Origin of the sequence: Pseudoalteromonas sp. 2CM37A (genome assembly GCF_023161885.1) — a bacterium.
Classification (GTDB): domain Bacteria; phylum Pseudomonadota; class Gammaproteobacteria; order Enterobacterales; family Alteromonadaceae; genus Pseudoalteromonas; species Pseudoalteromonas atlantica.
Genome location: NZ_JALNTJ010000003.1, coordinates 282,677 through 290,259, shown reverse-complemented (window position 1 = coordinate 290,259; position 7,583 = coordinate 282,677). Strand labels below are relative to the sequence as shown.

Below are 7,583 nucleotides of genomic sequence, written 5' to 3'. Positions count from 1 at the left end.
TTTGCCTTTTTTAGTGCCGTTAGAGTGTGAAATTATCTAAATCTTGGTTTGCTTCAAAATCGCCGAGCCTCTCCAGCTCAGTGTCTTGGCGCATTTGTTCGTGCCAACGCGCTTCATCCCAAATTTCAAATTTATTCATTAAACCAACTAGCATGATCTTTTTGCCAAGTTCTGCGTGGCTACGCAATGAAGGCGCCAGCAAAATTCGACCATTTTTATCAAGTTGATACTCTGTGGCATTACCTAACAACATACGTTGCATTCGGCGAGCGCGTGGATTCATATTAGAGATTTTAGATAAGCGGCTTTCTATTTCTTGCCACTGTGCAAGAGGATACAACCATAAACACGGCTCGTTTAGCGCAATGGTACATATTACCGTTCCTTGATCTTCAGACAGCAAAGCGTCTCGGTACTTAGTCGGTACCGCAAAACGTCCTTTATCATCCAAGCTCAGTGAACTAGCGCCACGAAACATAAAAAGCCTACTTTTAAATTGTGTAATCGAGTTTCGATTAATTTGATCCAGTTAGATCCACTAAAAACCACTTTTTACCACAGTGCTCCAGTTTAGGGCTTGACAAGCCTTTTTGTCAAGTAAGCTGACCAGCTTTAACGTCTCGCTAAGCTAGAAAAAATAAGGCTTTACGCAAAGCGATTGAATTACGTGGGAAAAAGTGGAGGTAGTAGATAAAATTTTTTTTAAGCGATACAAATAACGTTTGGTTTACATAATTTGCTTACTGAATAATCAATGAATAATTACAAAAAAATGAATCTAGGGCCTGTTGACCTTTAAGGATTATAATTTGTTCAATCTAGGGGGTATTTAATCGCGGCGTGAGGTTTGTAACCTAGTGGGCTAAGTAAAAACCGAGTAACAAAGAGTAAATGCTCCCTAGGCAGAACCCTTCGGGCAGCGCCTGTTTGACATTTATACGTCGTTATCGCCTATTTATGGGGAATAACCACACTACATAGGCTCTACCTTGCCTAAATCCCAAACAGACTGCTGCAAATTAAATCTCTAAAGGTAAACAGGCCCTAAGTTTATAGGCATGTAAAATTTACTTAGCACAGCAGCAATACTTACTTCATGCTGCTTTTTATTTAATCTACCGCACCCTACCTTAAATATATAAAAACAATAAAATCAAGTGGTTAAATTATTTTTAATGGTTGGTTTAATCGTTGCATCTGCTACAGCACCAGTTAAATTTTTTTATTTTATTTATTAAGGATTGATTATGGCTACTGCAACAAATACAAAACCGAATACTGAAACAAACATGAAACCTGATCTTAAACAAAAAGAGAGTGAGGCACCGTTGACTGAAAAAGCAACGTCTGTAGCACACGATGCAGTAGATGCACTTTCAAGCAAGGCATCAGTTGCTGAGTCAAGCGTACGTAAAGGCGCTTCAAGCTCTGCAGAAGCACTAAGCGAAAAACAACTTATTGCTCGTGAAAAACTAACTGAGTGCAGCGCAAAAACGCGTGCTTTTGCCTCAGAAAATCCGCTAGCAACAGCGGGTATTGCTTTTGCGGCGGGTATGCTTGTAACGTCACTATTTCGTCGTAAGTAATAAATAATGAGTAGCTCACAAACAACAGCAACCACGGACGGTAATGCTCAAAATCAAACAACTGATGACCCTAGCCAAAAGGATGATTGGCAGGATCATATAGCAAAGATCATTGAATACTCTGACCAGCTCAAGGAGGATTATAAAACGCAAGGAAAGCTTACCCACCAACTTGCAAAAGCTGAGTGGAAGCTGTCGTTACGATCAATGGCGTTGATCACTATATTTTTAGGGTGTTTTGCCAGTGGTTTGATTTTGTTGTGGGCCGGCTTACTAGGTGCAATTGGCTACGGTGTATATGATTTATTTGGCTCGGTTTGGCTTAGCTTTGCGACTGCTGCACTCGCGCAAATAATTTGTTTAATTTGGCTTTGGCGAAATACCGTATACCTAAGCAATAAAATTGGCTTTAGTAAAACGATTAAAAGTGTGAAGCAACTTTTAAATCTATAAGGAAATAACCATGCTCGTTAATTTTCTAATTAAAGAACCCAATGAGAACGTTGACACGTTAAATAAGCAAATGGATTTACAGCATGCATTAAAACGCCAGCACCATGCAGCAATAAAGTATCGCTTTAAGCGCTTTGCAGCCACCAAGGTAGGATTGGCATCAGCCTTTTTAGCCGGAGCAACGGTTCAAGCTGGCAAAAGCGAAACCAGCTTTGTGCGAAAATACGGCTGGCTGGTAAAGTTATTTGCATAGCAGCAATTGCATTTATAAAAGCTTTTTTAAAAGTGCAATTGCCGCTTACTTTAATGCCTTCTAATACCTCTTAGCCCAACTCGTCTCTATTATGGTTTTGGCTAAAGTTTAACGCCGGCCCTTTTGGTATAATTTGCGTTGGGTTGATCATTGTGTGGCTAAAATAGTAATGCCGCTTAATATGCTCAAGGTTAACCGTACTGGCTACTCCCTCTATTTGGTATAACTCACGTACATAGTTACTCAGCGCTGGGTAGCTTTCAATGGTGCGTAAATTACACTTAAAATGCCCTACATACACGCTATCGAACCGAATGAGTGTGGTAAATAAACGCCAATCCGCTTCAGTTAATGTGCTCCCCATCAGGTAGCGATTTTTACTTAGTATGCCCTCTACTTTATCAAGTGCTTTAAATAACGCAGTAAATGCATCTTCGTATGCTGTTTGTGTGGTTGCAAAACCCGCTTTATATACCCCATTATTAATATTGGTATAAACAAGGTCGTTAATTTCGTCAATATCAGCCTGTAGTGTTTTTGGGTAATAGTCATCCGTATTATTCGTAATTTCATTAAATGCGGTATTAAACATACGAATAATATCTGCAGATTCATTACTAACAATTTTATTTTGCTGCTTATCCCAAAGCACAGGCACAGTTACTCGCCCACTGTAATTTTCATCGTGCTTAGTATAAATTTGATGTAAGTATTCACTATTAAATAAATCATCGCCGCTACTGAGGTTATCTTTATCAAAGCTCCACCCCTTATCTAACATATCTGGGCTGACTACCGATACGCTAATAATATCGCTTAGGCCTTTTAGCTGTCTGAATATAAGTGTGCGATGCGCCCACGGGCACGCTAAGGCAACATATAAATGGTAGCGATTTGCTTGCGCCTTAAACCCACCACTTCCTGTAGGTCCAGGGCTGCCATCTTTTGTGATCCAATTACGAAGCTGCGCTGCTTCGCGTTTAAATTTACCATTATTCGAGTCGGTGTCGTACCATTTGTCTTGCCATTGACCATCAACTAATAAACCCATAATAACCTCCTCAATTAATTATTAAATGTTGCCAAATTCACCGTTTTGATAATCACGCACCGCTTGCTTAATTTCCTCTTGCGTGGTCATTACAAATGGGCCCATATGTGCAATAGGTTGCTCAAGTGGGTTACCCGCTAAAATAAGTATCCCCGCCCCCTTTTGTGAAGATATATCAATGTCACTGTTTTCACTTAATATAAGCAACTTGCCAGCATTAAATGTTTGCTCGTCACCTGTAATAAGCTCACCGGTATGAACATAAATCATCACTTTACGTTGTTTAAGCCCTGCTAACTGGATGCGTGTATTAACGGGGAGAGTAACATTGGCCAGTGCAGCATTGGCCGCTAAGCTTTGCAAACTCGACGTTAACGTACAATCTTCAAACTGCCAATTACCCGCAAGAGCTTTAAAGCTCACGCCGTGCTTATTAGTGACTTCAGGCGCTGGATTTTGTGTAGTATCTTGATAACGTGGCGCACGCATTTTTTCGCCACTGGGCATATTGATCCAAATTTGAAAGCCATGCAGCCCCTCTTTTGCATCTGTCAGTGGCATTTCACTGTGCATTACGCCTCTACCTGTACTCATCCATTGTACATCGCCAGATCGGATCGCTTTTTTGTTGCCCATTTGATCTTGGTGTTCAAAGCCACCTTTAATAATGTACGTAAAGGTTTCAATGCCGCGATGAGGGTGCGGTGGAAAGCCACCAATATAGTCACTTTCATTGTTAGACTTTAGCTCATCAATCATTAAAAAAGGGTCGAGATATTTGCCATCAAAACCAGGTATTCGACTTATGTTTACACCATCACCATCTTGGGTGGCGTAAGCAGTTAACACTTTTGCTATGTTCATATTTAAAATACTGTAGTAGATTAATTAATGAGCTTATTAAAGCATTCATAAAACAATACGACTATGTCTTTAAATCGAGCAAAACATTCTATTTTTTAGAAAGTTGAGTGCTTATTTTGATAATTCGTTTATTTGGCATAATAAGCTTCATGATTAAAAACACAGACTTAAGCTGATTTCTAATAACTTTTTAGTGCAACCCTATATTTTGTATGGTTATTTTTTGCTTTTATGTCTACAATCACTTTTTAGGGACGCAGAGCTTAAGGAAAACTTATTTTTACTTCATCGCTTAAAAGCCAGCTTTACAGGTTACTCATCCTACTTAGCATTCCCGGCGCCGCTGTGACGGTATTTACGCTATGGTATGAGCGTGATGCTGCCATTGAAAAAAGTGAAGAAAGAATAGTAAATATAGCTAAGCAATTGACACAACATCAAAAAACAATGGTTGATGATGTTAAACGTATTACTATTTATTTAGCCGATAAAACAGCAAAAAATGAAACACTCCCCACAACCTGCCCTAATTACTTTTACGAAATAAAAGCCCTTTATAAGAATATTGCAAATATAGGTATTGTTGATAAAAATGGCGACCTACAGTGCGTGACAAATGGTCGTAGTAAAAATATTAATATTAGCGATCGTACTTATTTTCAAAATGCCATTAGTAATAAAAGTTTTTCGGTGGGGTATTTTCAATACGACCGAAGTATTCAAGCGCAAAGTGTCAATTTTGCCTACCCAATTATAGATAGTAATAACCAACTAAAAGGCACACTGGTTACCGTTATTGCATTGAATTGGTGGAATATCGCCTTAAGCGAAGCTAAATTACCTAACAATGCCAAGGCCGTTATTGCCGACTCTAATGGCTTAATACTGGCCAACTACCCTAATCAACCACGTAATTTAGGCCAAAAAATTACTGACATAGATTTACTTCACGATAAAAGCTCGTTAACCGTGTTTAAAAATGCAGAAGGCGAAAACCAGGTTTTTCACCGCTCAGTTATATACAAAGACGGCCATGATAATAATTTAGATATTTATATAGCCGTTTCGGTTGAAGACTTTATTAATAAAGTGAATGAAAGCTTTGCTAAAACCATTTTTGCGTTTTTATCGGCTATTGCCCTGTTGGTGTTGCTCGCTAGGCGCTTAATTAAACAAAGTATATTTAAGCCTATCGCTAATTTAACCAAAGCCACAGATGAACTGGCAAATGGCACTATGCCCAAACATATTAAGAAGCCCAATAGCCCAGAGCTGCGCGCGCTTTATGACCGTTTTGCTGTTATGGCACAAACCCGGCTATCTGCAGAGGCTAAATTAAAAAATAAGCACAACGAGTTAATGAGCTTATTAAATGCTTTACCCGATACCTACATACGTATAAATGCCCAAGGCAAAATCCTTTATATTGGCGGCTATATTAGCCCTGTGCTAAATGTTGAGACAGGCAAAGCTTTAAAATTAGTTGATGTACTCTCTGAGGCCAACGCAGAGTTACTGCTTTCTCAATTAGGTACTTTAGATGGCTCACAAACCATTGAGTTTACATTGTTTAAAAAATCTAAAGAGCACTTTTTTGAGGCAAGAATCAATGCACTCACTAATAATGAATACATTATTGTTCTTAGAGATATAAGCCAAAAAAAGGTCAACGAAAAAGCACTTCATTTAGCGTCGCTTGTTTACAGTAATAGTAGTGAAGGGATGATGATTACAGACCCCGACGGCATTATTTATGACGTAAACCCTGCGTTTTGCGAAACAACCCAATACAGCAAAGAAGAAGCGATAGGTAAAACCAGTCGTATTTTAGCATCTGGCAAACACTCAAAAGCATTTTATGAAAAAATGTGGGCAGAGCTCAGAGAAACTGGCCGTTGGCAGGGTGAGATAATTAATCGTAAAAAAAATGGCGACACCTATAGCGAATACCTCATTATAGATACCGTGTACGACGATAAAAACATGCCTACTCGCCGGGTGGCCATTTTTACCGACCTAACAGAAAAAAAACAAGCCGATGAAACCATATGGCGAAAAACTCACTTCGACCACTTAACTGATTTACCAAATAGGCTAGAGCTTAAAGAGCGTTTAAATAAGCGTTTTGATGAAGTAACAGGCGATAAATGCGAACTTGTTGTGATGCTGCTCGATATTGATCACTTTAAAGATATTAACGACACGTTAGGCCATCATTATGGCGATAATCTACTTAAGTTAGTTTCTCAACGGATAATTCAAGCTGCAATAAACGCCAGTTTTGTCGCACGTATTGGCGGTGATGAGTTTGTGATTGTATACGACCACGTTAAAAGCAGTCGCCATATAAACCAAATTGCCAGCAATATACTGCAAAGCCTTTCATCAAGTATACAGCTTGAAGACGAGGAGCTATTTATTAGCGCTAGTATGGGCATTGCATGCGCACCTAGCGATGGCCAAAGTACAGAGCTGCTATTAAAAGCTGCTGACCAAGCCATGTATAAAGCTAAAAATAACGGCCGTAATGGGTTTGAGTTTTTTTCAAAAGATATGCGTATTCATGCGCAAGCGCGTATGCAGCTATTAAAAGATTTACGCTCCGCCATAGAGCTTGAACAATTTGAGCTATTTTATCAGCCTATTGTGGCATTAAACGATTTGCACATTCATAAAGCCGAAGGGCTTATTCGCTGGCACCACCCTAAAAAGGGGTTAGTCTCGCCGGCGACGTTTATACCGCTTGCTGAGGAAACTAGGCAAATAAATGCGCTGGGCCAATTTGTATTTACACAAGCAATACACACCCTAAAAGAAATAAACACCACCATGGGGGAGCAATTTCAAATTAGTATAAATGTCTCTCCTATGCAGTTATCAACAATCGATAGCGGAATTGACGATTGGTGTGAGATTTTAAAAGCAGCCAAACTACCCGCCTCCTCTATTGTGGCCGAGATCACAGAAGGCCTTATGGTCAACCCAGAGCCACTAACTCAAAGTCGCTTAAAAACATTAGTCCAGTCAGGTGTGCAATTAGCGCTAGATGACTTTGGCACCGGCTATTCATCGCTCGCGTACTTACAGGAAATGGATACCGATTACCTAAAAATAGATAAACGCTTTATTGATAATATCAAGGCAGGGAGCCAAGAGCTTGCTTTATGTGAAGCCATTATTGTAATGGCCCACCAGCTTGGTCTAAAAGTTATTGCTGAAGGAATTGAAACGAAGCAACAAATGCAACTACTACTAAAAGCAGGATGCGACTACGGGCAAGGTTATTTGTTTTCAAAGCCAGTGCCTAAAAAAGAGTTTATGACGTTGCTGAGCAGCAAAAAAATGGTTATTGCCAATAATAAATAAGTAGTTACGC

At 39.5% G+C, this 7,583-nt stretch carries 7 protein-coding genes; 4 read left to right on the top strand and 3 right to left on the bottom strand.

The window, feature by feature from the left end; translation table 11 throughout:
* Nucleotides 1-19: 19 nt before the first annotated feature.
* On the bottom strand, nucleotides 20-478 hold the full coding sequence (mraZ, locus tag MTF68_RS08700) for a division/cell wall cluster transcriptional repressor MraZ (protein WP_004589407.1): 459 nt from the start codon (nucleotides 476-478) through the stop codon (nucleotides 20-22).
* Between the two features lie 769 nt (nucleotides 479-1,247).
* Between mraZ and MTF68_RS08695 the strand changes: the two genes are divergently transcribed.
* From MTF68_RS08695 to MTF68_RS08685, 3 genes are read left to right on the top strand one after another with little or no spacing between them, the layout of a single operon-like run.
* A complete protein-coding gene (locus MTF68_RS08695; protein ID WP_004589131.1) occupies nucleotides 1,248-1,586 on the top strand; it encodes a hypothetical protein in 339 nt (112 codons plus the stop codon).
* A 6-nt stretch (nucleotides 1,587-1,592) separates the two neighbouring features.
* A complete protein-coding gene (locus tag MTF68_RS08690; protein WP_024033307.1) occupies nucleotides 1,593-2,039 on the top strand; it encodes a hypothetical protein in 447 nt (148 codons plus the stop codon).
* A gap of 10 nt (nucleotides 2,040-2,049) precedes the next feature.
* Nucleotides 2,050-2,292, top strand: a complete 243-nt coding sequence (locus MTF68_RS08685; protein WP_004589129.1) for a hypothetical protein — start codon at nucleotides 2,050-2,052, stop codon at nucleotides 2,290-2,292.
* Nucleotides 2,293-2,362: 70 nt separating this feature from the next.
* Here the strand turns inward: MTF68_RS08685 and MTF68_RS08680 are convergent, their stop codons facing one another.
* Nucleotides 2,363-3,343: a glutathione S-transferase family protein gene (locus MTF68_RS08680; protein ID WP_248462244.1), complete on the bottom strand. Its 981-nt coding sequence runs from the start codon at nucleotides 3,341-3,343 to the stop codon at nucleotides 2,363-2,365.
* A gap of 21 nt (nucleotides 3,344-3,364) precedes the next feature.
* Nucleotides 3,365-4,207, bottom strand: a complete 843-nt coding sequence (locus MTF68_RS08675; RefSeq protein WP_248462243.1) for a pirin family protein — start codon at nucleotides 4,205-4,207, stop codon at nucleotides 3,365-3,367.
* Between the two features lie 345 nt (nucleotides 4,208-4,552).
* On the opposite strand from MTF68_RS08675, the gene MTF68_RS08670 reads away from it, so the two are divergent.
* Nucleotides 4,553-7,573 carry an EAL domain-containing protein gene (locus MTF68_RS08670; protein WP_248462242.1) on the top strand — a complete coding sequence of 1,007 codons (3,021 nt, stop codon included), beginning with the start codon at nucleotides 4,553-4,555 and terminating at the stop codon, nucleotides 7,571-7,573.
* The last annotated feature ends 10 nt before the right edge of the window (nucleotides 7,574-7,583 follow it).